General features: G+C 64.3%; 22 protein-coding genes. 19 read left to right on the top strand and 3 right to left on the bottom strand.

Annotation, left to right across the window (positions count from 1 at the left end; all coding sequences use genetic code 11):
• Positions 1-82: 82 nt before the first annotated feature.
• The 18 genes from lpxD to AB5I84_RS04970 all read left to right on the top strand — a co-directional run bounded on the left by lpxD (position 83) and on the right by AB5I84_RS04970 (position 19,462).
• A complete protein-coding gene (gene lpxD, locus AB5I84_RS04885) occupies positions 83-1,108 on the top strand; it encodes a UDP-3-O-(3-hydroxymyristoyl)glucosamine N-acyltransferase (RefSeq protein ID WP_369454738.1) in 1,026 nt (341 codons plus the stop codon).
• A gap of 88 nt (positions 1,109-1,196) precedes the next feature.
• Complete coding sequence (gene fabZ, locus AB5I84_RS04890) at positions 1,197-1,631, top strand: 3-hydroxyacyl-ACP dehydratase FabZ (RefSeq protein WP_369456062.1); 435 nt, start codon at positions 1,197-1,199, stop codon at positions 1,629-1,631.
• 182 nt (positions 1,632-1,813) lie between these two features.
• Positions 1,814-2,581 carry an acyl-ACP--UDP-N-acetylglucosamine O-acyltransferase gene (gene lpxA, locus AB5I84_RS04895; RefSeq protein WP_369454739.1) on the top strand — a complete coding sequence of 256 codons (768 nt, stop codon included), beginning with the start codon at positions 1,814-1,816 and terminating at the stop codon, positions 2,579-2,581.
• Positions 2,582-2,611: 30 nt separating this feature from the next.
• The gene (gene lpxB / locus AB5I84_RS04900) at positions 2,612-3,772 is read left to right on the top strand and encodes a lipid-A-disaccharide synthase (protein ID WP_369454740.1); all 1,161 of its coding nucleotides are present in this window, start codon (positions 2,612-2,614) and stop codon (positions 3,770-3,772) included.
• Positions 3,769-4,413 carry a ribonuclease HII gene (gene rnhB, locus AB5I84_RS04905; protein ID WP_439650187.1) on the top strand — a complete coding sequence of 215 codons (645 nt, stop codon included), beginning with the start codon at positions 3,769-3,771 and terminating at the stop codon, positions 4,411-4,413. Before lpxB ends, rnhB begins: the two co-directional genes overlap by 4 nt.
• A 46-nt stretch (positions 4,414-4,459) precedes the next feature.
• Entirely contained in the window at positions 4,460-7,969 is a 3,510-nt protein-coding gene (gene dnaE, locus AB5I84_RS04910) for a DNA polymerase III subunit alpha (RefSeq protein ID WP_369454741.1), read from the top strand.
• A gap of 113 nt (positions 7,970-8,082) precedes the next feature.
• Positions 8,083-9,045, top strand: a complete 963-nt coding sequence (locus tag AB5I84_RS04915; RefSeq protein WP_369454742.1) for an acetyl-CoA carboxylase carboxyltransferase subunit alpha — start codon at positions 8,083-8,085, stop codon at positions 9,043-9,045.
• 94 nt (positions 9,046-9,139) lie between these two features.
• Positions 9,140-10,519 carry a tRNA lysidine(34) synthetase TilS gene (tilS, locus tag AB5I84_RS04920; RefSeq protein WP_369454743.1) on the top strand — a complete coding sequence of 460 codons (1,380 nt, stop codon included), beginning with the start codon at positions 9,140-9,142 and terminating at the stop codon, positions 10,517-10,519.
• 185 nt (positions 10,520-10,704) lie between these two features.
• On the top strand, positions 10,705-12,345 hold the full coding sequence (gene pyrG, locus AB5I84_RS04925) for a CTP synthase (protein WP_369454744.1): 1,641 nt from the start codon (positions 10,705-10,707) through the stop codon (positions 12,343-12,345).
• 3 nt (positions 12,346-12,348) lie between these two features.
• Positions 12,349-13,197 carry a 3-deoxy-8-phosphooctulonate synthase gene (kdsA, locus tag AB5I84_RS04930; RefSeq protein WP_369454745.1) on the top strand — a complete coding sequence of 283 codons (849 nt, stop codon included), beginning with the start codon at positions 12,349-12,351 and terminating at the stop codon, positions 13,195-13,197.
• 15 nt (positions 13,198-13,212) lie between these two features.
• The gene (gene eno, locus AB5I84_RS04935) at positions 13,213-14,505 is read left to right on the top strand and encodes a phosphopyruvate hydratase (protein ID WP_369454746.1); all 1,293 of its coding nucleotides are present in this window, start codon (positions 13,213-13,215) and stop codon (positions 14,503-14,505) included.
• An 86-nt stretch (positions 14,506-14,591) separates the two neighbouring features.
• Positions 14,592-14,894 carry an FtsB family cell division protein gene (locus tag AB5I84_RS04940; protein ID WP_369454747.1) on the top strand — a complete coding sequence of 101 codons (303 nt, stop codon included), beginning with the start codon at positions 14,592-14,594 and terminating at the stop codon, positions 14,892-14,894.
• A 19-nt stretch (positions 14,895-14,913) separates the two neighbouring features.
• Positions 14,914-15,585, top strand: coding sequence for a 2-C-methyl-D-erythritol 4-phosphate cytidylyltransferase (gene ispD, locus AB5I84_RS04945; RefSeq protein WP_369456064.1), 672 nt, complete (start codon positions 14,914-14,916; stop codon positions 15,583-15,585).
• Positions 15,582-16,064, top strand: coding sequence for a 2-C-methyl-D-erythritol 2,4-cyclodiphosphate synthase (ispF, locus tag AB5I84_RS04950; RefSeq protein WP_369454748.1), 483 nt, complete (start codon positions 15,582-15,584; stop codon positions 16,062-16,064). Before ispD ends, ispF begins: the two co-directional genes overlap by 4 nt.
• Positions 16,061-17,095 (top strand): tRNA pseudouridine(13) synthase TruD, encoded by a 1,035-nt coding sequence (gene truD / locus AB5I84_RS04955; RefSeq protein ID WP_369454749.1) that lies wholly within the window; start codon positions 16,061-16,063, stop codon positions 17,093-17,095. The genes ispF and truD overlap by 4 nt, the downstream gene beginning before the upstream one ends.
• A 32-nt stretch (positions 17,096-17,127) precedes the next feature.
• On the top strand, positions 17,128-17,766 hold the full coding sequence (locus tag AB5I84_RS04960) for a protein-L-isoaspartate(D-aspartate) O-methyltransferase (RefSeq protein ID WP_369454750.1): 639 nt from the start codon (positions 17,128-17,130) through the stop codon (positions 17,764-17,766).
• On the top strand, positions 17,763-18,671 hold the full coding sequence (locus AB5I84_RS04965; RefSeq protein WP_369454751.1) for a DUF368 domain-containing protein: 909 nt from the start codon (positions 17,763-17,765) through the stop codon (positions 18,669-18,671). The genes AB5I84_RS04960 and AB5I84_RS04965 overlap by 4 nt, the downstream gene beginning before the upstream one ends.
• 2 nt (positions 18,672-18,673) lie before the next feature.
• Entirely contained in the window at positions 18,674-19,462 is a 789-nt protein-coding gene (locus tag AB5I84_RS04970) for a peptidoglycan DD-metalloendopeptidase family protein (RefSeq protein ID WP_369454752.1), read from the top strand.
• Here AB5I84_RS04970 and AB5I84_RS04975 read toward each other — a convergent pair.
• Together AB5I84_RS04975 and AB5I84_RS04980 are read right to left on the bottom strand one after the other, a co-directional pair.
• Entirely contained in the window at positions 19,459-20,310 is an 852-nt protein-coding gene (locus AB5I84_RS04975; protein ID WP_369454753.1) for an alpha/beta hydrolase family protein, read from the bottom strand. The two genes, AB5I84_RS04970 and AB5I84_RS04975, sit on opposite strands and share 4 nt — an antisense overlap.
• 19 nt (positions 20,311-20,329) lie before the next feature.
• Positions 20,330-21,007 (bottom strand): thioredoxin domain-containing protein, encoded by a 678-nt coding sequence (locus AB5I84_RS04980; protein ID WP_369454754.1) that lies wholly within the window; start codon positions 21,005-21,007, stop codon positions 20,330-20,332.
• Between the two features lie 201 nt (positions 21,008-21,208).
• Between AB5I84_RS04980 and AB5I84_RS04985 the strand changes: the two genes are divergently transcribed.
• Positions 21,209-22,096, top strand: a complete 888-nt coding sequence (locus AB5I84_RS04985; RefSeq protein WP_369454755.1) for a cation diffusion facilitator family transporter — start codon at positions 21,209-21,211, stop codon at positions 22,094-22,096.
• 16 nt (positions 22,097-22,112) lie between these two features.
• On the opposite strand, the gene rnt is transcribed toward AB5I84_RS04985, so the two are convergent.
• A complete protein-coding gene (gene rnt / locus AB5I84_RS04990) occupies positions 22,113-22,781 on the bottom strand; it encodes a ribonuclease T (RefSeq protein ID WP_369454756.1) in 669 nt (222 codons plus the stop codon).
• Positions 22,782-22,862 lie beyond the last annotated feature (81 nt).

A 22,862-nucleotide genomic window follows, 5' to 3' on the forward strand; every position in this document is an offset into this window, starting at 1 on the left:
TGCACTGGCGGCAGGCCGGTGCCGGATAGAATTAGGCATCCACGGGGGCGGCTGAGACCCTTCCGTGCAGGGGAAGACATCCATGCAAACACTGACGCTGGCCGCGTTGGCCGAGGCGCTGGGGGCCACCCTGCGCGGCCCGGGTGACACGGTGATCACTGGCCTGGGAACGCTGAAAGCCGCCACCGGCGAGCAGTTAGCCTTCCTTGCCAATCCGCGCTACCGCAGCCAACTGGCCGAAACCACTGCCGGCGCGGTGCTGTGCACCGCCGCCGATGCCGAGCATGCACCGGGCGCGGTGTTGGTGGTGGACGATCCCTACCAAGCCTTCGCCCGCGCCAGCCATTGGTTCGATCGCGCGCCGCGGCCCGCCGCCGGTATTCATCCGCGGGCAGTGGTGTCGGAGCTGGCGCAGGTGCACCCGAGTGCGTCCATCGGTGCCAATGCGGTGATTGAGGATGGCGTCACCATTGGGGCTGACGTGGTGATCATGCCGGGCTGCTTTATCGGCGCCGGCAGCAGCCTCGCAGAGGGCGTGCGCCTCTGGCCGAATGTTACAATTTACCATGGCGTCAAAATTGGGCCGGGCACTATCATACACGCCGGTTCAGTAGTCGGTGCCGATGGCTTCGGTTTCGCATTCAGCGCCGGCCAATGGCACAAAGTGGCCCAGGTGGGCGGGGTCAGCATCGGTGCTGGGGTTGAGATCGGTGCCAATGTCACCATCGACCGTGGCGCCATCGACGACACCCTGATCGGCGACGGTGTCATCCTCGACGACCAGGTCCATCTTGGACACAACGTGGTGGTGGGTGACCACACCGCCATGGCTGGCAAGGTCGGGGTCTCCGGCAGTACACGCATCGGCCGCCATTGTTTGCTTGGCGGCGCTGTGGGCGTGGCGGGGCATCTGGACATTGCCGATGGTGTCACCGTGCTGGGCATGACCTTGGTGTCCCGTTCTTTGACCGAGCGGGGCGTTTACGGGTCGGCACTGCCGGCGGATCGTCAAGATCGCTGGCAACGCAATGCCGCGCGTTTTCGTCATCTCGACGAACTGTACCGGCGGGTGCGGACACTGGAAAAAGGCCGCCGCGACGGCGATTAAAGATTCCGGACCGCGCTTTTTTTGTTTTCCTTTTTTGTGACGGAGACAGGTTTCGCGCCCGCCGTGCGGGAGTGAGACAAGGGCTATGATGAACATCAACGAAATCAAGGAATACCTGCCGCAACGCTATCCGTTCCTGCTGGTGGACCGCATCATCGAACTGGTACCGGGCGAGAAAGTGGTGGCGATCAAGAACGTCACCGTCAATGAGCCGTTCTTCAACGGCCACTTCCCGCAGGAGCCGGTGATGCCCGGCGTGCTGATTATCGAAGCCATGACCCAGGCTGCCGGTATCCTCGGTTTCGTCACCGAGAACAAGCGCCCGGCGGATGGTTTCAACTACCTGCTGTGCGGCACCGACAAGGCGCGTTTCAAGCGCCCGGTAGTGCCAGGCGACCAGCTGGTGATGACCGCTAGCCTGATTGCCGTCCGCCGCCACATCCTCAAGTTTGCCTGCGAAGCCCGCGTCGACGGCCAGCTGGTTGCCAGCGCCGAGACCATGGTTGCCGAACAGCGCGTCTGACCCGCCTGCCGGTGCACCAAGGGGTGCGCAAACTGCACTGATCTGCCTTATACTCCCTGTCCACGTCTGCCCGCGCATTGCGGGCAGACGTGCGCCAGTGCAGGACGCACCGTGGCGCAAGCTCAGGTCAGTGCCGTGGGAGTCGGTGCTGGCCCAGACCAGAACCCCGGATAACAAACTGAATGATTCATCCTACCGCGATCATCGACACCGGTGCGGAGCTGGCCAGTGATGTCCAGGTCGGGCCCTATTCCATTATTGGTCCTGGGGTACGCATCGGCGCCGGCACCGTGATTGGTCCCCATGTGGTGATCAAAGGGCCCACCGTAATCGGTGAACACAACCGGATTTTCCAATTTGCCTCGGTCGGCGAAGACTGCCAGGACAAGAAATACCGTGGCGAACCGACCCGGCTGGAAATCGGCAATCACAACGTCATCCGTGAGCATGTCTCGATTCACCGCGGCACCGTGCAGGATCAGGGCTTGACCCGTATCGGTGATGACAATCTGCTGATGGCGGGTGTCCACGTGGCACACGACTGCATGATTGGCAGCCACAATATTTTTGCCAACACCACCGGCATTGCCGGCCATGTGCACATCGGTGACGGCGTGATCCTTGGCGGTATGACCGGGGTGCACCAGTTCTGCCGCATCGGCTCCTACGCCATGACTGCCGGCTGCTCGCTGGTGCTCAAGGACGTCCCGGCCTATGTCATGGTGGGGGGTAACCCCGCCGCCGCCCGCAGCATGAACTTCGAAGGCATGCGCCGTCGCGGCTGGAGTGCTGACCTGATCGCTTTGCTGCGGCGTGCCTACAAGCTGGTGTACCGGCAGGGGCTGACGTTGGAGCAGGCACTCGCGGAGCTGGACCAATTGCCACAGAGCCTGGAGCTGGCTCTGTTCGTTGATTCACTGCGGGCCTCGGAGCGCGGCATCACCCGCTGAGCGCCGAGTCTCGCTGCCAAGGAGAACGCGATGCCGGCGTGCCCCGCACCGGTTTTTGCCATCGTCGTCGGCGAGCTGTCCGGCGACACCCTAGGCGCCGGGCTGATCCGCGCCTTGCGGCAGCACTACCCCGACGCTCGCTTCATTGGCATCGCCGGCCCGCAGATGTTGGCCGAGGGTGCCGAAACCCTGTGCCCGATGGAACGTCTGTCGGTGATGGGGCTGACCGAAGTGGTGCCGCGGCTGCCGGAGCTGTTCCGCCTGCGGCGCCAGCTGGAGCAGTGGTTTGTGGCCGAAGGTGCCCGGCTTTATATCGGCATCGATTCCCCCGACTTCACTTTGTCACTGGCGCGGCGCCTGCATCGGCGTGGGTTGCGCACGGTGCATTATGTCAGCCCGTCGGTGTGGGCCTGGCGGCAAGGCCGCATCCAGGGCATCCGCCGTGACGTGGACCATATGCTGACGCTGCTGCCGTTCGAAGCGGCGTTCTACCAGCAGCATCAGGTGCCGGTCACCTTCGTTGGCCACCCGCTGGCTGACACCATCCCCATGCAGCCGCCTACCGCCGAAGCTCGCGCCGAATTGGGACTGGATTCCTCGCGTCCGGTGCTCGCGGTGCTGCCTGGTAGCCGCAGCGGCGAAGTGCGGCAGCTGCTGCCTGATTTCCTCGCCGCTGCGCGCCAGGTGCGGGCCCGCCGGCCCGGGCTGCAGATCGTGATTCCCGCCGCCACCCCGGAACGGGAGCAGGAAATCCTGGCTGAACTGACGCGTCAGCGCATGGAAGGGGTGCAGTGTGTGGCCGGCAAGGGCCGCACCGTGATGGCCGCCGCCGATGTGGTGTTAATGGCCTCCGGCACCGCCACCTTGGAAGGACTGCTGCTGAAAAAGCCGATGGTGATCGGTTACCGCCTCGGTGCGCTGACGTATCGCATTGCGCGCCGACTAGTGAAAATCGATCACGTCGGCCTGCCCAACCTGCTTACCGAGCAGCCGCTGATTCCGGAGTTGATCCAAGACCAGCTGACCCCGGAAGCCGCCGCCAAGGCGGTGTTGGAATGGCTGGACAACCCTGATCGTGTGGCGGCACTGACTGATGCCTTCGATGCGGTCCACCAGCGCCTGCGCCGCGACGCCAGTGCCACCGCCGCTGACGCCGTGGTCTCAGTGTTGGCAGCGGAGCCGCGTGGGTGACCCCGTTTTCCGAGTATCCGTTGGCGCCGCCGTGGCTGCCGAGCCGTTTCCACTGGCAGCCGGGCATGCTGCTGGCGGGCGTGGATGAAGTGGGCCGTGGTCCCTTGATTGGTGCTGTGGTGACAGCGGCGGTGATCCTTGATCCGGCGCGCCCGATTGACGGGCTGGCAGACAGCAAACGGCTCACCGAACGGCGCCGGCTGGCGCTGGTGCCGTTGATTCAGGAACGTGCGCTGGCCTTCGCCTACGGCCGCGCGGAACCGGCTGAAATCGATCAGCTCAATATTTACCAAGCCACCATGCTGGCGATGCAACGCGCGGTACAGAATCTGCCACAGCGCCCGCAGGCGGTGCTGGTGGACGGCAACCGCAGTCCAGAGTTCGGCGTGCCAGCGGAAGCGGTGGTGAAGGGCGATGGCCTGATCCCCGCCATCAGTGCCGCGTCGGTATTGGCCAAGGTCGCCCGCGACGCGGAGATGGCCGCGCTGCACCAGCACTATCCCGAATATGGTTTCGCACAGCACAAGGGTTACCCGACTGCTGAACATCTGGCAGCATTGGACCGCCACGGCGCCTTGCCCGGTCTGCACCGGCAATCGTTTGGCCCGGTGGCCCGCGCTGCCTTGCGTGACGTCGGCTGACGTCCACGCTGTCTCTCCGCCCCGCATTGATCCTTGAGGTGAACCGGTGACCGATCCTGCTTTTGTCCATTTGCGTGTGCACACCGACTACTCGTTGGTGGATGGTCTGGTGCGCGTTAAAGGGTTGGTGAAGCAGTGCGTGGCTCAAGGCATGCCGGCGGTGGGTGTCACCGACGACTCCAACCTGTTTGCCTTGATCAAGTTCTACAGCGCTGCTCAGGGCGCCGGCATCAAGCCGATCGCCGGTGCTGACCTGTGGCTGGAAAGCAGCCTGTTTGAAGAGCCGCTGCGCATCTGCGCGCTGGTGCAGAATGCGGTGGGCTACCAGAATCTGACGCTGCTGATTTCTCGCGCTTGGCAGCACAACCAGCTGCGCGGCCGTTCGGTGGTCAAGCGCGAGTGGCTGCAGGAGCTTAACGACGGGTTGATCCTGTTGTCGGCGGCGCGGCACGGTGAAATCGGTCGTCTGCTGCTGGCCGACAAGCGCGACGAAGCAGCGGCGGTGGCGACGGAATTTCGCCAGTGGTTCGGTGACCGTTTCTATTTGGAAGTGCAGCGCACCGAACGTGCCGGTGACGAAGACTGCCTGCACGCCACCGTGGCACTGGCCGACGCCCTGCAACTGCCGGTGGTGGCCACCAACGATGTGCGTTTCCTGGTGGAGGACGACTTCGACGCCCACGAGGCGCGGGTCTGTATCCACGACGGCGCCACCATCGACGACAGCCGCCGACCGCGTAAATACAGCGAACAGCAATATCTGAAAAGCGAAGCGGAAATGGTCGCGCTGTTTGCCGACCTGCCGGAGGCGCTGGCCAACTCGGTGCAGATCGCCAAGCGCTGCAACGTCGACCTACGGCTGGGCAAAAGCTTTCTTCCGGACTTCCCGATTCCGCCGGGCTTCACCATCGAACAATTCATCGAGGAAGAATCTCGCCGCGGGCTTAACCTGCGGTTGGAAAGCATCCTCGATGCCGCTGCGCCGGACTACGCCGAGCGTCGCCGTCCCTATGACGAGCGCCTGCAGTTCGAGCTGAAGACCATTAACGACATGGGCTTTCCCGGCTACTTCCTGATCGTGTCGGACTTCATTCGCTGGGCGAAGGAAAACGATGTGCCGGTGGGGCCGGGGCGGGGTTCCGGTGCCGGCTCGCTGGTGGCCTATGCGCTGGAGATCACTGATCTCGACCCGATCCAGTACGACCTGCTGTTCGAACGCTTCTTGAACCCGGAACGGATTTCTATGCCCGACTTCGACGTCGATTTCTGCATGGATAAGCGCGACCGGGTCATCAGCTATGTGGCCGATAAATACGGCCGCGAAGCGGTGGGGCAGATCATTACTTTCGGCACCATGGCCGCCAAGGCGGTGGTGCGTGACGTGGCGCGGGTGCAGGGCAAGCCCTACGGCTTGGCCGACCGGCTGTCGAAGATGATCCCGCCGACGCCGGGCATGACGCTGGAAAAAGCGCTGGAGCAAGAAGAGCCGCTGCGCGAATTTCTCAACAGCGATGAACACTCCGACAGTGAAGCCGCCAACGAAATCTGGGACATGGCGCTGCAGCTGGAAGGCTTGACCCGTAACGTTGGTAAGCACGCCGGTGGGGTGGTGATCGCCCCCGGTCGATTGACGGATTTCGCGCCGCTGCATTGCGATGAAGACGGCGACAACCTGGTCACCCAGTTCGACAAGGACGACGTTGAATCGGCGGGGTTGGTGAAGTTCGACTTCCTCGGCCTGAAGACGCTGACCATCATTGACTGGGCGGTGCGCGCCGCCAACCAGCGCCGCGCCCGCAGCGGCGAAGCGCCGCTGGATATCTCCGAAATCCCGCTCGACGACGCGCCTAGTTTTGAGCTGCTTAAGCGCGGTGAAACCACCGCCGTGTTCCAGCTTGAATCGCAGGGCATGAAAGAGCTGATTAAAAAGCTCCGGCCGGACGTGTTCGAGGACATCATTGCGTTGGTGGCGCTGTACCGGCCGGGCCCGCTGGAATCGGGCATGGTCGATAACTTCATCAACCGCAAACACGGCCGTGAACCGCTGGCCTATCCCGACCCGCAATACCAGCACCAATGGCTGGAGCCGATCCTCAAGCCCACCTACGGCGTGATCCTGTATCAGGAACAGGTGATGCAGATTGCCCAGGTGCTGGCCGGCTACACCCTCGGCGGCGCGGACATGCTGCGCCGGGCGATGGGCAAGAAAAAGCCGGAGGAGATGGCCGAGCAGCGCGAAATCTTCGAAAGTGGCGCGCGTGACAAGGGCGTTGACGGCGAGCTGGCGATCCGCATTTTCGACTTGGTGGAGAAATTCGCCGGATACGGCTTCAACAAATCCCACTCCGCTGCCTACGCGCTGGTGGCCTACCAGACCGCTTGGCTGAAAGTGCATTACCCGGCCGAATTTATGGCAGCGGTGATCTCGGCGGATATGCAGCACACCGACAAGGTGGTGACCTTCATCGATGAGTGCCACTCGATGGGGCTCAAAGTGCTGCCGCCGGATGTGAACAGCTGTGGCTACCGCTTCACCGTCAACGACGACGGCGACATCGTTTACGGCCTTGGTGCCATCAAGGGCCTCGGCGAAGGGCCAATCGATGCCATCGTGCAGGCGCGCGCTGCCGGCATGGTGTTCGAAGACCTGTTCGACTTCTGCCGCCGGGTGGACTTGAAGCGCATGAACAAGCGCTCCATGGAAGCGCTGATCCGCGCTGGGGCGCTCGATACCATGGGCCCTCAGCGCGAGTTCAGTGACCGCGCCACGCTGATGGCGAGCCTGTCTGATGCGATGCAAGCGGCGGAGCAGGACGCCCGCAACGAAGCCGCCGGTATGGACGACCTGTTTGGCGGCGGCGGGGGCGGCACCGCTGAAGCGCCGGCGGTGGAGTGGAAGATCGGCCGCCCCTGGAGTGATGACGAACGCCTCAATGGCGAGCGTGACACGCTCGGCCTGTTCCTCACCGGCCACCCTATTGATCAGTTCGAGCGCGAGGTAAACCGCTTTGTCTCGGCTCGGCTCAATTCCCTTACTCCCACCGGCAAGGGCGAAGTGGCCACTGTGGCCGGACTGGTGGTGGCGCTGCGTATCACCCGCAGCAAGCGTAGCGGCGAGCGTATGGCGTTCCTGACCTTGGACGACAAAACCGGCCGGGTGGAAGTGTCGGTGTTCGGCCGGGTGTTCGCGCAGTTTGCTGAGCGCATCGAAAAGGATGTGCTGCTGGTGATCCGCGGTGCGGTGCGCAATGACGAATACACCGGCGGTTTCGGCATCATGGCCGACGAAATCTTTAATATTGCCGAAGCCCGCGCCCAGTACGCGCGGCGGTTGGCATTGGCGACGCCGGTCAGTGCGTCGTTACCAGCGTTGCTGCAACGGGTGCTGGAACCCTACCGGAGCGAACACGGCTGCCCGGTGATGCTCAAGCTGACCCACAGCGATGGGCGGGTGTCGATGGTGCTCGGTGACCCGTGGCGGGTGCGCCCGGAGCAGGCGCTGGTGGAAGAGCTGCGCAACCGCTTCGGTGACAAGTCGGTGGCGATCGAGTACTGACCGGGCTGTCAGCGGGGCGTAACAAGTTGAAACCAGGCCGGGGGCGGCCTAGATCGACGTTTCGGCTGCTTTGCCGCTAAACTGGCCCCCATTCACTCATCAGAGGTCCAGGAATGAACCCGAATTTCCTCGAATTCGAACAGCCCATCGCTGATTTGGAAGCCAAGATCGAGGACCTGCGACTGGTGGGCAATGCGCCGGAGGTGAACATCTCCGAAGAGATCGCGAAGCTCCAGGAAAAGAGCATCGCGCTGACCGAGAGCATTTTCAAAAATCTCTCTTCCTGGCAGATCTCCCAGTTGTCCCGCCATCCGCAGCGTCCGTACACGCTCGATTACATCAGCCGCATCTTCGACCAGTTCGATGAGCTGCATGGTGACCGCACCTTCGCTGACGACGCCGCCATTGTCGGTGGTCTGGCACGGCTGGAAGGCCGTGCGGTGATGGTGATCGGCCACCAGAAAGGCCGCGCGGTGAAAGAAAAGGTGCGTCGTAACTTCGGCATGCCGAAACCGGAAGGCTACCGCAAAGCATTGCGACTGATGGAAATGGCGGAGCGCTTCAAGCTGCCGATCCTGACCTTCGTCGACACCCCCGGTGCTTACCCCGGCATCGACGCTGAAGAGCGCGGCCAAAGCGAGGCGATTGCCCGCAACCTGCTGGTGGCCTCGGCGCTGAAAGTGCCGATGATTGCCACCGTGATCGGTGAAGGCGGCTCCGGCGGGGCGCTGGCGATCGGTGTCTGCGATCACTTGCAGATGATGCAGTATTCCACCTATGCGGCCATTTCCCCGGAAGGCTGTGCTTCGATTCTGTGGCGCAGCGCCGACAAGGCGCCGGAAGCCGCTGAAGCGATGGGGCTGACCGCCGGCCGACTGCACGAGCAGGGCATTGTCGACGAAGTGATCGAAGAGCCGCTTGGTGGCGCCCATCGCGACCACGATCTGGCGGCTCAGCGCTTGCGCAAGAGTCTGATCAAGGCCTTGGCGCGACTGGATGATCTGGATACCACCGAACTGGTGGACCGCCGCTATGCGCGGCTGATGTCCTACGGCAACGTGACCCACGGCGCCTGATCGCCAGTTGTCGTTATTGCAGCCGCCGCAGCGCCCGGAGCCCGCCTCCCGGCCGCGGCGGCTTTTTATTGTCTGACTGACCGCTAGGAAGCCGATGCACAGCAGCGCTCCTTTTCCCCACCGTCCTGAACAGGAAGCCGCTTGGCTGGCGGCCTTGGCGGCGCCGTTGCAGGCGCTGCCAGCGCCGTTGGTGGTGGCGGTCAGTGGTGGGCTGGATTCCACCGTGTTGCTGGCGGCGCTGGTGCGCGCTGGACTCGGCCCGCGTTTGAAAGTGGTGCACGTCGCCCACGGCTTGCAGGCCGCGGCCGAGCCTTGGCCGCAGCACGTACAGCAGCAGGCAGCGGCCTGGGGACTGGCCTGTACCCTGTGTCGGGTGCAGGTGGCGGTGGGCGGCAGTGTGGAAGAGCAGGCGCGTCGCGCCCGCCACCAAGCGCTGTTAGCCGAGGCCCCAGCCGGCGGCGCCGTGTTGTTGGCTCATCATCTGGACGATCAGGCTGAAACAGTGTTGCTGCGATTGCTGCGCGGCAGTGGCAGTGCCGGGTTGGCGGCCATGGCGCCAGTCAGTGCTCGCGCTGGGCGCTGGCTGCACCGGCCGCTGCTGGGCTATCGACGCCAGCAGTTGGAGCTGTTGGCGGCGCGCTGGCAGTTGCAGTGGGTGGACGATCCCACCAACGCTGCCGACGACATGGACCGCAACTTTCTGCGCAACCGCATTCTGCCGCAGTTGGAACAACGCTTTGCCGGCACCGCCGCCACCTTGGCGCGGGCCGCGACGTTGCAGCAGGACAGCTTAGAGCTGCTCGATCAGCGCGCCGCCGAGGACCTAGCGGCGTTAGCACGGGCGGATGGTAGCTTGTGTCTGGCGCAATTGGCGCAACTGTCGCCAGCCCGCCAGCGCAACCTTTTGCACGGCTGGCTGCGCCGTGAACGGCTGCGGGCACCGCCACTGAAAGTGCTGGAACGGGTGCGCAGCGAACTGCTCACCGCCGAGGCCGACCGCCAGCCGCAGGTACCAGTGGGCGCGGTGGTATTCCGGCGTCACCGGCACGGACTGTACTTGTTGGCAGAGCTAGAGCAGCAACCGCTTTCAGCACAGCCGTTACCGAGCGCCGATGCCTGCTGCGGCGCGGTGCAGTTGCAGTGGGTGAGTGGCGACGATGTGCAGGATGAGCGCGACTGGCCGTTGCCAGCCGGCGGCGATTGGCAGCTGGGCCCGGCGGTAGCCGGCCTGCACTGGCGCCAGCATGGACGCCAGCGGGAGGTGCGCGAACAATGGCGGGCGGCGGGCGTGCCGCCTTGGCAACGTCAGCGACTGCCTGTGCTGTGGCGTGATGGCATGCCGTGGGCCGTGGCTGGCCTGGGTGTCTCGGATGCCGCCTGGGCGGCGCGCGCCGACGCTGAGCGCTGGTTGCGGGTGACTCCAGCGCCGCCGTGCCACCCGGCGTCGCGGCCTGCGGGCGCATTGTGGGCCTGAGGCCATTCTGTTAGCATTTCCTCCCGTCCTAGTAGCAGCGCACTCTTCGGAAAACGTCCGCTTTCCACAGCGAAGTTCTACGTTTCCCAGGGCGCCGCTTTTTCCTTTTTCAGCCTTGCGCCCGCCGCACCCCGGTCCTGATGGATGGTGTGCCGCAGCGGCAATGGGCCAGCTGCGGTGAGCGCATGACGCGATTCATATTTGTCACAGGCGGCGTAGTGTCGTCACTGGGCAAGGGCATTACTTCTGCTTCCCTGGCCTCCCTGCTCGAAGCCCGCGGTCTGAACGTGACCATGCTGAAGATGGATCCCTACATCAACGTGGATCCCGGCACCATGAGTCCGTTCCAGCACGGTGAAGTGTTCGTCACCGAGGACGGCGCCGAAACCGACCTCGACCTCGGTCACTACGAGCGCTTCATTCGCACCCGCTTGACCCGTGCCAACAGCTTCACCACCGGCCGCATCTACCAGAGCGTGCTCGACAAGGAGCGCCGTGGTGAGTACCTCGGTGCCACCGTGCAGGTGATTCCGCACATCACTGACCAGATCAAGGCGATGGTGCGCCAAGGCGCCGGCCAGGCCGATGTGGCGATTGTCGAAATCGGCGGCACCGCCGGCGACATCGAATCGCTGCCGTTCCTGGAAGCAGTGCGCCAAATGCGCGTGGAGCTCGGCTCCAGCAAATCGCTGCTGGTGCACCTGACGTTGGTGCCGTACATCCCGTCCGCCGGCGAAATCAAGACCAAGCCTACCCAGCACTCGGTGAAAGAACTGCGCTCCATCGGCCTGCAGCCGGACATTCTGGTGTGCCGCTCCGACCGCACCATCCCCACCGGTGAGCGCGAGAAAATTGCGCTGTTCACCAACGTGGAAGCGCGTGCGGTGATTTCCTGCCCCGACAGCCGCACCATTTACCAGGTGCCGCGGGTGCTGCACGAGCAGGGCATGGACAGCATCGTGCTGGAGAAATTCGGCCTCAGCTATCCGGAACCCAAACTCGACGAGTGGGACCGGGTAGTGGATGTGCACCTCAATCCAGAGCACGAAGTCACCATCGGCATGGTCGGCAAATACGTGGAACTGCCGGATGCCTACAAGTCGCTCAACGAAGCGTTGATGCACGCCGGCATCACCCGCAACTGCCGCGTCAACATCAAGTACTTCGACGCGGAAGACATGGAGCGGCTGGGTACCGACAAGCTCAAATACCTGGACGGCATTTTGGTGCCCGGTGGCTTTGGCGATCGTGGTACCGAAGGCAAGATTGCCGCCATCCGCTTTGCCCGCGAGCACAACATTCCCTACCTTGGCATCTGCCTTGGCATGCAGCTGGCGGTGGTGGAATATGCGCGCAATGTGGTCGGCCTCGACGGCGCCAATTCCACCGAAATCAATCCGGCCAGCCCGCATCCGGTGGTGGGCCTGATCACTGAGTGGCATACCGAAGACGGCAGCACCGAGCAGCGTGATGCGGACTCCGACCTCGGCGGCACCATGCGTCTCGGCGCCCAGGAATGCGTGCTGGAAGCAGACTCCCGCACCGCCGCCGCCTATGGCAGCGAACGGGTGCGCGAGCGCCACCGCCATCGCTACGAAGTGAACAACCACTACCTCGATCAGTTGCAAGCCGCGGGCCTGCGCATAGTGGGCCGCTCGCTGGATGGCGAGCTGGTGGAAGTGGTGGAAATCCCGGATCACCCGTGGTTTGTGGCGTGCCAGTTCCACCCGGAGTTCACCTCCACGCCCCGTGATGGCCACGGGCTGTTCAGCAGTTATGTGGCGGCGGCGCAAGCGCACCGCGAAGCCCACGGCGGAGGCAAGTGATCCATGACCACGCAGAAAATCATTGAGGTCGGCGGCCTGAAAATCGGCAACGACCTGCCGTTCGTACTGTTCGGCGGCATGAACGTCCTTGAGTCCCGCGACATGGCGATGCAAGTCGCTGAGCAGTACGCCGAAGTCACCAGCAAACTCGGCATTCCGTGGGTATTCAAGGCGTCGTTCGATAAAGCCAACCGTTCCTCGCTCAACTCCTACCGGGGACCGGGGCTGGACGAAGGGCTGAAGATTTTCGAAGAGGTCAAAGCCACCTTCGGCTGTCCGCTGCTCACCGACGTGCATGAGCCGTGGCAGGCCGCACCGGCGGCAGAAGTGATTGATATCCTGCAGTTGCCGGCGTTTCTTGCTCGGCAAACCGACCTCGTGGTGGCCATGGCACGCACCGGGCGGGTGATAAACATCAAAAAGCCGCAGTTCTTGGCGCCCCGTGAAATGGGCCACATCCTGCACAAGTGCGAAGAAGCCGGAAACAGCGAGCTGATTCTGTGCGAACGCGGCAGCAGTTTCGGTTACAACAACCTGGTGGTGGACATGCTCGGCTTCGGCCTGATGAAGCAGTTTGGCTACCCGGTGTTCTTCGACGTGACCCACGCCCTGCAAATGCCCGGCGGCCGTTCTGACTCCGCCGGCGGTCGTCGCCAGCAGGTGGCAGAATTGGCGCGGGCGGGCATGTCGCAAGGTCTGGCCGGGCTGTTCTTGGAAGCCCACCCAGACCCCGACCAAGCCAAATGCGACGGCCCTTGTGCCCTGCGCCTCGACCGTCTGGAGCCGTTCCTGGCCCAGATGCAGGCGCTGGACGCGTTGGTGAAATCCTTTCCTTCGTTTGACAATCGCTAAGCCTCGGAGACCTTCATGCCAAGGATCGTTGACATCAAAGCCCGCGAAATTCTGGATTCCCGCGGCAACCCGACCATCGAAGCTGATGTGGTGCTGGAGTCCGGAGCCGTGGGTTCGGCATGTGCCCCCAGCGGCGCGTCCACCGGTTCCCGTGAAGCGCTGGAACTGCGTGACGGCGATAACAGCCGTTACTTGGGCAAAGGGGTGCTCACTGCCGTTGGCAACGTGAACTCCGAAATCCGCGAACTGCTGCTCGGCCGTGACGTGACCGAGCAGGTCGCGCTGGATACCGCCATGATCGATCTGGACGGTACCGAGAACAAAGAGCGCCTGGGTGCCAACGCCATTCTGGCGGTGTCGCTGGCGGCGGCCAAAGCCGCAGCGGCGGTACAGAAAAAGCCGCTGTACGAATACATCAACGGCCTCTACCCGGACGACGTGGCGTTCAGCCTGCCGGTGCCGATGATGAACATCATCAACGGTGGCGAACACGCTGATAACAACGTCGATATCCAAGAATTCATGATCCAGCCGGTGGGTGTGACGTCCATCGCGGAAGCGGTGCGCTGTGGTGCGGAAGTGTTCCACGCGCTCAAAAGCGTGCTGAAGAAGCGCGGCCTGAACACCGCGGTGGGCGACGAGGGTGGTTTCGCACCGGATCTGCCGTCCAACGAAGCGGCGCTGGAAGCCATCGTCGAAGCGATCGGTCTGACCGGCTACGGCCTCGGCACCGACATCACTCTGGCGTTGGACTGCGCTGCCAGCGAATTCTACCGCGACGGCAAGTACGTGCTGGCCGGTGAAGGCCGCAGCCTCAGTTCCGAAGAGTTCGTCGACTACCTGGCGCAGCTGTGCGACCGCTACCCGATCATCTCCATCGAAGACGGTCAGCACGAAGCAGACTGGCACGGTTGGAAAGTGATGAGCGACCGCCTGGCGGACAAGGTGCAGCTGGTGGGTGACGACTTGTTCGTGACTAACACCAAGATCCTGCAGCGCGGCATTGATGAGCAGATCGCCAACTCGATCCTGATCAAGTTCAACCAGATCGGCTCGCTGACCGAAACCCTGGCCGCTATCAAAATGGCCAAGGACGCCGGTTACACCGCGGTGATTTCCCACCGCAGCGGCGAAACCGCCGACACCACCATTGCCGATCTGGCGGTGGCGACAGCGGCGGGCCAGATCAAAACGGGTTCCCTGTGCCGTTCTGACCGGGTGGCCAAGTACAACCGCCTGATCCGCATCGAAGAAGAACTCGGCCGCGCCGCTTACCACGGCCGCAAAGAGTTCAAGTTCCTCGGCTGACAGCAGCGCGCCGGCGATGGCGCAGGAGTGGGTCGTATGGATGCGTCTGCACTGATCGGAGGCGCCCGGCACGGGCGCCACCGCGCATGAACCGGGTGACCGGACCGCGGCTGCTGCTGGCACTGCTGCTGGTCACCTTGCTGGCCTTACAGTTGCGGCTGTGGTTCGGCGAAGGCAGCCTGCGCCATGGTTTGGCGCTGCAACAGAACGTGGCGGAGCTGGAGCAGGAGACCGAGCGCCTGCGCGACCGCAACCGCCTTATGGCCGCTGATGTGGCCGATCTCAAACAGGGCCTCGACACCGTGGAAGAAATCGCCCGGCGTGATTTGGGCCTGATCCGCGATGGCGAGACCTTCTACTTGGTGCTCGATCGCGATGTTGCCCAGTGATGCCCGTCTTTTCGGTCTGATGCCCGCTGCTGGCCATGGCAGTCGCATGGCCGCAGACCTGCCCAAGCAATACCTCAAACTGGATCAGCGCACGGTGGCGGAGCACAGCGTGGCGCGGCTGCTCGATAGTGTGCCGTTGCAGGCATTGGTGGTGGTGGTGGCCGCCGACGATCCGCTGTGGCCGCAGTTGCCAGTGGCGTCTCGTGCCGGTGTGGTAACCGCGTTCGGTGGCCCAACTCGGGCCGAATCAGTGCTCAACGGCTTGGCGGCGCTGCCCGGTGCCGGCGACCACGATTGGGTGCTGGTGCACGACATGGCGCGCCCTTGCGTGCGCGCGGCGGACATTCGGCGCTTGATCGAGGAGTGCGGCAGCGACGGCGCCATCCTCGCCGCGCCGGTGGCCGATACCCTCAAGCAAAGCGACGGCAGCCGCATTCTTGCGACCCTGGACCGCAGCACGGTGTGGCGCGCGTTGACGCCGCAATTGTTCCCGGTGGGTGCACTGCGCGCTGCGCTGCAAACCGCACTGCAAGCCGGTGCCGAGATCACCGACGAGGCCTCTGCCATGGAACGCGCAGGTTGGCAGCCGCGATTGGTGGCCGGCGCCGCCGACAATATCAAGATCACCTGGCCGGCGGACTTGCCGCTGGCGCGGTTCTTCCTTGCCCAGCAACAACAGGAGCACGCATGACAGCCATCCGTATCGGCCAGGGGTTCGATGTCCACGCTTTTGAGGACGGCGACCATGTGATGTTGGCCGGCGTCCGCATCGATCATAGCCGTGGCTTGCGCGCGCACTCCGACGGTGACGTGGTGTTGCACGCGGTGTCCGATGCGCTGCTCGGTGCGTTGGCGCTGGGTGACATCGGCCACTTTTTCCCGGACACCGATCCGACGTGGAAAGGGGCCGATTCTGCCGTGTTGCTGGCCGAGGTTTACCGTCATGTGCAGCAAGCCGGCTGGCAGCTCGGCAATCTCGACCTGACGGTGATCGCCGAGCGCCCAAAACTGGCGCCCCATGTGCCGGCCATGCGCGCGCGTTTGGCCGAGATCCTTGGCTGTGATGTGGGAGCGGTGTCGGTGAAAGCCTCTACCGCTGAGAAGCTCGGTGCGCTGGGTCGCCAAGAAGGCATTGCGGTGCACGCCGTGGTGCTGGTGCAGCGTTCATGACGCCGACACCGGGCGCCCATGGCGCCGTGCCGGCCAGCGGGGTACTGCGCAGTCGGCCAGACGATTTCATTGTCGATGAGCAGATGGGGTTTGCCCCCGATGGTGAGGGCGAGCACCTGTGGCTGCAGCTTTGCAAGGTCAATTGGAATACCACCGATCTGGCGCTGGCGCTGGCGCGCATGGCCAAGTTGCCGCTGCGAGCGGTGGGTTACAGCGGCCTCAAAGACCGCCAAGCGGTCACCACCCAATGGTTCAGCCTGCATTTGCCGGGGCGCGAGGACCCGGACCTGTCCGCGTTGCCCGATGGTGTGACGCTGGTGTCGGCGGCGCGCCACCGGCGCAAGCTCAACCGCGGCACCCACCGCGCCAACCGTTTTGATCTGCGTCTGCGCCAGGCTGACGGCGACGTCGCGGCAGTGGCCGAGCGCGCCGCACTGATTCGTGCCCAGGGGGTGCCCAACTATTTTGGCGTCCAGCGGTTTGGCCGCTACGGTGATAATGCCGAGCGTGCCACCGCCTGGCTGCTGGGCGAGGGCGAGGCGCCACGCAAGCAGGCGCTGCGCAGCTTGTGGTTGTCGGCGGTGCGCTCCGACCTGTTCAACCAAGTGTTGGCGGAGCGGGTGCGGCAGGATAATTGGCAGCGCTGGTTGCCCGGCGACATCCTTCAGCTCGATGGTCGCAGTGCGCTGTTCCAGGGCGATGACGATCCGCAGGTGGCAGCCCGGGTAGCTGCCGGCGAGGTGCATCCCACCGCGCCTTTGCCCGGTGACGGCGGCATGTCATCATCCGGCCTTTGTGCCGCGCTGGAAGCGTCGGTGCTGGCGCCCAGCAGTGCGGTGATTGCGGCCTTGGCCAGCCATCAAGTGAGTGCCGCTCGGCGTGCCACCCGGCTGCCGGTGGCCGACCTACAGGTGGACTGGGAAGCCGACCAGGTGTTGCGGGTGCAGATGAGCTTGCCTGCCGGCGCCTTTGCTACCACCGTGCTGGCGGAATTGGTGGCGTTGCGGCAGATGGACAACCACGGGGAATAGCGGTGACGGATGTGAATCGCGCAGGTATCGGCATGACTTCCGCTCGGACCCGCGAGCGGCTGATCGGCCGTCTGCGGGAGCAGGGCGTGGCAGACGAGCGGGTGCTGGAAATCATCCGTACCACCCCGCGTCATCTGTTCATCGACGAGGCCTTGGCGCACCAAGCCTATGACGACACCGCGCTGCCGATCGGCCATGGCCAGACCATTTCCCAGCCGTGGGTGGTGGCGCGCATGACGGAGTTGCTGGTGGCGCGGGCGCTGCCGGAGCGGGTGCTGGAAGTGGGCACCGGCAGCGGTTACCAGACCGCGGTGCTGGCCGGTGTGGCGCGGCAGATCTGGTCGGTGGAGCGCATTCGCCCGTTGCAGGAACTGGCGCGGCGGCGGCTGTCTGAACTTGGTCTGTTGCCACGGGTCCAACTGCGTCACGCCGACGGCGGCCTCGGCTGGCCGGATGCGGCGCCTTTCGACGGCATTCTGGCGGCGTGCGCACGTGCTGATATTCCCGATGACCTGCTGGCGCAATTGGCCGACGGCGGCCGGCTGGTAATGCCGGTGGGAGACGGCGCCGCGCAATGGCTGACGGTAGTGGATCGCTGCGGCGATGAATTCCAGGTGCAGCGGCTGGACCCGGTGCGCTTCGTTCCGTTTCAACGTGGAGTATTGCGATGAGCCGATGGCTCGGTGTGTATTTGCGCGGCATGGCCATGGGCGCCGCCGATGTGGTGCCCGGCGTGTCTGGCGGCACCATTGCGCTGGTGGTAGGCGTTTATGAAGAACTGATCCGCACCCTCAGCGGGCTGTCGCCGGCGTTGCTGCGGGTGTGGCGCGAGCAAGGCTTCGCAGCCGCCTGGCGCGCCGGTAATCTCGGTTTTTTGGTGTCGCTGCTGGCTGGCATCCTGTCGGCGATCGTGCTGCTGGCGCAGTTGGTCAGCCACCTGATCGTCGCGCACCCGGTGCCGCTGTGGTCGTTTTTCCTCGGTTTGATCGTCGCCAGCATTTTTGTGTTGTTGCGGCCGATTCCTTGGGATCGGATGCGCAACTGGCTGCTGTTCGTGGCCGGTGTGCTGGTGGGTTTTGGGGTGATTTCGCTGCCGCGCGTGTCCGGCATTGAACCCACTCCGTGGATCTATTTCCTGTCCGGCGCGATGGCGATCTGCGCCATGATCTTGCCGGGCATTTCCGGCAGTTTCATTCTGGTGATTCTCGGCATGTACGCACCGGTGCTGGCGGCGGTAAAGGATTTCAACCTGTGGATCATCTTTTGCTTCGCCGCCGGCTGCGCCACTGGGCTGCTGAGTTTCGTGCACCTGTTGCGCTGGTTGCTGGCGCGTTGGCATGACTCAATCATGTGCCTGCTGGTGGGCTTCATGGGCGGCACCTTGGTGGTGTTGTGGCCGTGGCAGGTGCCGCAGGGTGCCAATGTGGTGTACGTGTTGCCGGCCCAATACAGCGCGCTGACGGGGCTGTCAGCCCAGTGGCCGCTGGCGCTGCTGGCGGCGGCGGTTGGCGTGGCGGCGGTATTGCTGCTGAACCGCTTTGCCGGTGTGCGTGGCGACGGGTCCGCAAGGAGCTGACTTTGAGAGGCGTCTGCGCCGGCCTGTTATGCGTCACCCTGCTATTTTCCGGTTGTGCCACCGGGGCCGCCCCGGTGGTGGAATACCAGGTGGGCGGGCCGCGCGGACCAAAGCCGCCGCAAGTCACGCGCGGCAACCATACGGTGAAGAAGGGCGATACGCTGTTCTCGATTGCTTGGCGTTACGGCTGGGATTATCGCGAACTGGCGGCCGCCAACGGCATTGCCGCGCCCTACACCATCCATCCTGGTCAACGCATCCATCTCGATCGCAGTGTGCCGGGCGCCCGCCCGGCCCCAACACCGCGCCCGACGCCGGCTCCGACGCCAGCCCCTCGCTCAACACCCACGCCCGCTCCAGCTCCAGCGCCAACACCGGCGCCAGCACCCCGGCCGGCACCGAGTCCCAGCCAAGTCGCCGATGTGGCATGGCGTTGGCCGGTGCCTGGCCAAGTGCTGTCAGGATTTTCAGCGCAGCGGGCTGGCCCCAAGGGCATCACGCTGGCCGGCCGTGAAGGCGAGCCGGTGCGCGCGGCCGCCGCCGGCGTGGTGGTGTACCGCGGCAATGCGCTCACCGGTTATGGCAACCTGCTGATCATCAAGCACAACGCCCGTTGGCTGTCGGCTTACGCCCACACCGATGATGTGTTGGTGAAAGAAGGGGACAGCATTCAATCGGGGCAGCAGGTGGCGACCATGGGTTCCAGTGGTACCTTCCGCACCCAGCTGTTATTTGAAGTGCGCCGCGACGGCAAACCGATTGATCCGCTGACGGTGTTGCCGCGCCGTTAATCCTGCGCCCAGCGGCGCAAATCCTTGACCAGACCCGGCCAGTATTCCGCCCCCTGCGTGGGGTGGAAGAAGCCCATGTGGCCAATACTGCCGTGGGTGGGAGTGAGGTGGCGGCGGTGCAAGGCTGCACCGGCATAGGCCCGGTAAAGCGCTTCCAATGCCGGCATCGGCACCAGTTTGTCATCACTGAAGTGATAGCTGATCAGCGGCCAGTCGAGCGCCGCATAGCGCTGCTCTGCATGCAGTTCGAAACGCGGATTGAGCAGGTAGCCGTCGCTGGTGCACCAGCGGCACCAATCTTGAATCGCTCGGCCCGGCAAGGGTGCTGGACCCAGTCCCAAGCGCGCGCCGGGGAAGCTGGGCAAGCGCGCGGCCGCTGGCAGCACGGCATTGAACAGCGCCGCCATTTGCACTCGCGTCGGCAGCGGCCAGAACCGCCAGTTCGGGAACGAGGCGCCCACCATCACGGTGGCGCGTAGGGCCGCCGCCGCCGGCGCCAATCCCAGCAACTGCCCACCGATACTGTGGCCAAGATAGAACTGTGGCAGTGCCGGGTTCTCGTTGCGCAGATGGCGCAGTACCGCGTCGATGTCGCGCCGGCCCCAGTCGGCCATGCGGATGCGCTCGCGAGCGGCAGTGTCGCTTTCGGTGCCGCGATAATGGAACGTCACCACCAGCAGCCCAGCCTGCGCCAAGTACTCGGCCAGATGCCGGTAGAGGCGGGTTGGCACCCCGAGCGCCCCGCCCACCGCCAGCGCGCCCCATGGCTGGGCGTTAGGTGGCAGGTAGTGCTGGGTCACCAACGGGTAGCCGTCGTCGGTGACCCAGGTGCGTTCTGCGGTGGGCATGGTGGTCTCCATGGACAGCTTAGCGCTGCGGCGCCGCGGCGTAGCCGTTGATCAGCTCCAGCAACGCCGACGGTGCCGCGCCCTCCGCCAATGCGTTGAAGTTGATCAAGTAGCGGCCGTCAGTGACGAAGTTGGGCACGCTGTTAATGCCGTATTGATGGGTCAGGTGTTCGGCTTCGGCCACGCGGCTAATCACCAGCATCGAGGACAACTCGCCGACAAACAGCGCCGGATCGTCGTCGTACAGGCCCGCGGCGCGGAACACCTCGTAGGCGGTCTGTTCATTCAGCGGCTGCTGCTTCACGAAGGTGATCTCGAACAGTTGTTCGAGCAACTTGCCGTAGCCGGCCAAGTCTAGGGTGCGGTTGTCGAGCAGCAGGTTGGCCAGCGCGATGTAGCGGGCGTCCTCGGCGTGGGCCGGGCTCCACACCACCGGCACACGGCGGAACACTACGTTGTCGGCGAAGCCGTCGCGGGCCCAGTCATTGACCAGTTCTTCAGCGTGCCAGCAGTGCACGCAGCGCAGCCACAGGAATTGCTCCACCAGCACCTTCCCGTCAGCCAGCTCCGGATCGCGTGGCTGCTTGACCTCAGGGTAGGGCGCGGCGGCGGTATCGGCAGGGGCTTTGGTTTCGCCACAGGCGGCCAGCGTCAGCGCCAACAGGGCGCACAGCAATACACGGAAGGAAGCGGTCATGGTCGAGTCCTAGAAAAGAGGCAGGCGTGATCTTCGCTCAGTGCGCGCTGCGCTGCAATTTCCTGCGACCTAGACGCATCAATATTGCGATCAGCGTTGTCATTGCCATCGGCCCATTTGTTTACTTCTTGCGGCTGTCAGTAACGACGGTGCTGGGCAACAATGGGCGCCGGTTGTAACCGATGTAGGGCAGGAGGGTAGATGCAGACTATTTCCCCGGAGCAGGGGGCGCGTTTGATGCGCGCGGCCACCACCGCATCCAGCTTGGTGGCGTTGACGTTGATCCTGGCCAAAGCGGTGGTGTGGCAGTGGAGCGGCTCGGTGTCGCTGCTGGCGTCGCTGGTGGATTCAGTGATGGATGGCGTGGCGTCGCTGATGACGCTGCTGGCAGTGCGCTATTCGCTGGTGCCTCCGGATGACGAACACCGCTTCGGTCACGGCAGCGCCGAAGCGTTGGCAGGCTTGGCGCAGGCGTTGTTCATCGGCGCCTCCGCCGTGTTCCTGTTTACCGAGGGCCTGCAGCGGTTGCGTGCGCCGTCGCCGCCGGAGGCCACCGGTTGGGCGGTGGCGGTGATGGTGCTGTCGATCGTGCTGACGGTGGCGCTGGTGAGTTTCCAGCGTTATGTGGTCAAGCGCACCGGTTCCACGGCGGTGGCCGGCGATTCACTGCACTATTTGTCGGACTTGGCCACCAACGTGGCAATCATCGTCGCCATCCTTGTCGCGGGGGCCGGATGGGTCTGGTTCGACGCCGGCGTGGCACTGGTGATCGCAGTGATGATCTTTCTTTCGGCGCTCAAGCTCGGCTATGACGCGGTGCAGTTGTTATTGGACCGCGAGTTGCCGTCAGACATTCGGCAACGCATTGAGGCTTTGCTGCGCGAGAGCGAGGGCGTGCTAGGACTGCATGACCTGCGTACCCGCCAGTCGGGCCGGGTTTACTTTGTCCAAGCCCACGTGGAGCTGGACCGGCAGTTGTCGTTCGAGCAGGCCCATGACTACATCCGCGCCGCCGGTGATCGGGTGCGCGCTGCGTTCCCCGGTGCCGAGGTGTTGATTCATGGAGATCCGGTGACCGCGGCGCCTTGAGTGGGCGCCGCGCCGGTCAGAAGTCGATGCTCTTGCGCGCCAGCGTCGGCGCCAGATTGTCCGGCGGTGGCCAGCCGCCCAAACCGCGATAGCGGTTGACGATGGTGCAGAACAATTCTGCGGTGCGGGTGGCGTCGTACAGCGCCGAGTGGGCTTGGCTCTGGCTGAACGGGATGCCGGCCAGCTCGCAGGCCTTGGCCAGCACGGTATGGCCGAACACCAACCCGGACAGGGTGGCGGTATCGAAGCAGGAGAACGGGTGGAATGGGTCGCGCTTGATGTCAGTGCGCACCACCGCCGCTTTCAGGAAGCCCTGATCGAAAAACGCGTTATGACCGACCAGCACCGCCCGCGTGCAATGGGTGTTCTTCAGTGCCTTGCGCACCGCCTCGAACACGCCGCGCAGGGCGACTTCTTCTGCCACCGCGCCGCGCAGCGGGTTCCACGGATCAATGCCGGTGAAATCCAGCGCCGCTTGGTCGATGTTGGCGCCTTCGAACGGGTCCACGTGGTAGTGCACACGCTCCACCGGCCGCAGTTGACCGTCGTGGTCCATGTCGAGTAGCACCGCGGCCACTTCCAGCAGCGCATCCCGGTGGGCGTCGAAGCCGCCGGTCTCCACATCCACCACTACCGGCAGAAAGCCGCGGAAACGGGTTGCTAGGGTCGAGCGTTGGTCGGCCATGGGGATATCCACACACAGGGGGCCGCCATGCTACCGGAATCCAGTGCCGATTGTCAGGGCGCGGTTGGTACCGCCGCCGCC

The sequence above is a fragment of the Alcanivorax sp. REN37 genome, assembly GCF_041102775.1.
GTDB lineage: Bacteria > Pseudomonadota > Gammaproteobacteria > Pseudomonadales > Alcanivoracaceae > Isoalcanivorax > Isoalcanivorax beigongshangi.

Excerpts from the sequence above, each read along its gene's own strand:
- lpxD (WP_369454738.1), top strand. The coding sequence starts at position 83 with ATGCAAACACTGACGCTGGCCGCGTTGGCCGAGGCGCTGGGGGCCACC.
- fabZ (WP_369456062.1), top strand. The coding sequence starts at position 1,197 with ATGAACATCAACGAAATCAAGGAATACCTGCCGCAACGCTATCCGTTC.
- lpxA (WP_369454739.1), top strand. The coding sequence starts at position 1,814 with ATGATTCATCCTACCGCGATCATCGACACCGGTGCGGAGCTGGCCAGT.
- lpxB (WP_369454740.1), top strand. The coding sequence starts at position 2,612 with ATGCCGGCGTGCCCCGCACCGGTTTTTGCCATCGTCGTCGGCGAGCTG.
- AB5I84_RS04915 (WP_369454742.1), top strand. The coding sequence starts at position 8,083 with ATGAACCCGAATTTCCTCGAATTCGAACAGCCCATCGCTGATTTGGAA.
- tilS (WP_369454743.1), top strand. The coding sequence starts at position 9,140 with ATGCACAGCAGCGCTCCTTTTCCCCACCGTCCTGAACAGGAAGCCGCT.
- pyrG (WP_369454744.1), top strand. The coding sequence starts at position 10,705 with ATGACGCGATTCATATTTGTCACAGGCGGCGTAGTGTCGTCACTGGGC.
- kdsA (WP_369454745.1), top strand. The coding sequence starts at position 12,349 with ATGACCACGCAGAAAATCATTGAGGTCGGCGGCCTGAAAATCGGCAAC.
- eno (WP_369454746.1), top strand. The coding sequence starts at position 13,213 with ATGCCAAGGATCGTTGACATCAAAGCCCGCGAAATTCTGGATTCCCGC.
- AB5I84_RS04940 (WP_369454747.1), top strand. The coding sequence starts at position 14,592 with ATGAACCGGGTGACCGGACCGCGGCTGCTGCTGGCACTGCTGCTGGTC.
- ispD (WP_369456064.1), top strand. The coding sequence starts at position 14,914 with ATGCCCGCTGCTGGCCATGGCAGTCGCATGGCCGCAGACCTGCCCAAG.
- ispF (WP_369454748.1), top strand. The coding sequence starts at position 15,582 with ATGACAGCCATCCGTATCGGCCAGGGGTTCGATGTCCACGCTTTTGAG.
- truD (WP_369454749.1), top strand. The coding sequence starts at position 16,061 with ATGACGCCGACACCGGGCGCCCATGGCGCCGTGCCGGCCAGCGGGGTA.
- AB5I84_RS04960 (WP_369454750.1), top strand. The coding sequence starts at position 17,128 with ATGACTTCCGCTCGGACCCGCGAGCGGCTGATCGGCCGTCTGCGGGAG.
- AB5I84_RS04965 (WP_369454751.1), top strand. The coding sequence starts at position 17,763 with ATGAGCCGATGGCTCGGTGTGTATTTGCGCGGCATGGCCATGGGCGCC.
- AB5I84_RS04975 (WP_369454753.1), bottom strand. The coding sequence starts at position 20,310 with ATGCCCACCGCAGAACGCACCTGGGTCACCGACGACGGCTACCCGTTG.
- AB5I84_RS04980 (WP_369454754.1), bottom strand. The coding sequence starts at position 21,007 with ATGACCGCTTCCTTCCGTGTATTGCTGTGCGCCCTGTTGGCGCTGACG.
- AB5I84_RS04985 (WP_369454755.1), top strand. The coding sequence starts at position 21,209 with ATGCAGACTATTTCCCCGGAGCAGGGGGCGCGTTTGATGCGCGCGGCC.
- rnt (WP_369454756.1), bottom strand. The coding sequence starts at position 22,781 with ATGGCCGACCAACGCTCGACCCTAGCAACCCGTTTCCGCGGCTTTCTG.